At 72.5% G+C, this 1,690-nt stretch carries 1 protein-coding gene; it reads right to left on the bottom strand.

All coding sequences use genetic code 11. From position 1 onward, the window contains the following. Positions 1-49: 49 nt before the first annotated feature. Positions 50-1,483, bottom strand: a complete 1,434-nt coding sequence (locus tag ACFW22_RS35830; protein WP_386412979.1) for a DUF2079 domain-containing protein — start codon at positions 1,481-1,483, stop codon at positions 50-52. Positions 1,484-1,690: the final 207 nt, after the last annotated feature.

The following is a 1,690-nucleotide window of genomic DNA, read 5'->3' as shown; positions in this document are numbered from 1 at the left end:
GTGCCGCACCTTTCGGTGCGGCACCCGGCCCCTCGCCGTCGCCCGTGCGTCAGACCTTCTTGAGGACCGCGAAGCCCTCCGAGCGGTGGACGATCTCGTAGCGCGCTTCCGGATGCAATTGCGAAGCCAGCCGCACCGGATCCGACACCTGCTGTCCCCAGCCGCGCAGATCGAAGGCGAGGTAGTCCGGGGTCGCCCCCTTGGCCGTGCCCACCCAGTAGACCCGGTGGTCCGCCGTGAGGTGGGCGAGGAGCGAGACGTCGGCCTCCACGCTGGCCCCCTCCGGCACCGCGTCGACCGCCGCCCGCGCCTGGAGGGTGCGGGCGTCCGTCCGGTAGGTCTCCGGGGTGAGCAGCTCCCGCAGCGGCAGGTTCGCCGCGAGGACGAGGGCGACCGCCGTCGCCACCGGGACCACGACCTTCCCGTACGCGGCGAGCCAGGCGCGCGGCGACGTGCGGACCGAGCGGACGCCGTCCACGAGGGCGAGGAAGACGACCGGCATCAGGACCGCGCTGTAGTGCCAGTGCATGCCCCAGTGGTTGGGGTCCTGCGAGAGGAAGCGCCAGCCGAGGGTCGGCAGGACGAGCAGGAGCAGCGGGGAGCGCAGGGCGAGGAAGCCGGTGATCGCGAGCAGGTAGAGGACCATCTCCCAGCGCTCGCCCGAGGCGAGGGCGTCTCCGACGACCTGCCCGAAGGAGGTTTCGGTGCCCTCGCCGGTCTTCTCGATCTTGGACCAGTAGTCGTACTGGCCGAGCCTGCTCGCCGCCGGGATCAGGACGAGGACCGTCAGCGCGAAGGCCGCGGTGCCGAAGCCGGCCAGGACCGCGCCGAGCCGCTTCTGGCCCTTCAGGAAGAGGACCGCTCCGACCATGGCGACGGTGAGCCCCATGTCCTCCTTGACCAGGACGAGCGGGGCGGACCAGGCGGCGGCTGCGGTCCAGCGCCCGAGGAGCAGGGCCCGGCAGGTCAGGGCGAGCAGCGGGACGGCGAAGGCGATCTCGTGGAAGTCGGACTTGACGGCCTCCTGCAGGCCCCAGGAGAGCCCGTAGGCGACCGTCAGCCCGATGCCCGCGGCCCGGCTGCCGAGGACCTGCTGGGTGGTGCGGCCGACGACGACGGCGGAGGCGGCGAAGAGCGCGGCCTGCCCGAAGAGCAGGGAGGCCGGCGAGGACCAGATCCAGTAGAGCGGGGCGAGGAGTGCGGTGACGGGGCTGAAGTGGTCGCCGAGTATGGGGAAGCCGGGGCCCTTGATGTCGACGACGGGCGCCCGGAACTCGGCGTACGCCCGGACCGACTGCCCGAAGATCCCCAGGTCCCAGGAGGGCGTGCGGAAGTGCGCGTACTGCACCCAGGAGTACAGGAAGTACAGGCCGCAGAGGAGGCCCGCGAGGATCAGGTAGGGGCGGAGCGGAACCGGTGGGGGTCCTTCGGGCTGCTCCGCGTCGACGGTCTCGGAAGCGGGCCTGTTCAGTACGTCCAACACCACGTCCCCCACTACCGGCGGCCGACAAAAGAGCAACCCATTAGACCAGAGTCCACCCGTTCGGCTGAGCTGTCCTCGCGGGCCGTGCACGGCTCTGGTCGGGTGCCGCGCCCGGTGGACCACGTTCCGCGCCCGGCCCGGGAACGCCCCGGCGGACGTGGCCGGGACGGGAAGCGGGCGGGCCCCCCCGCCCCCCGGGGGCACCCC

Origin of the sequence: Streptomyces sp. NPDC058872, assembly GCF_042743065.1 — a bacterium.
Classification (GTDB): domain Bacteria; phylum Actinomycetota; class Actinomycetes; order Streptomycetales; family Streptomycetaceae; genus Streptomyces.
This window is presented reverse-complemented; position numbering and strand designations above follow the sequence as displayed.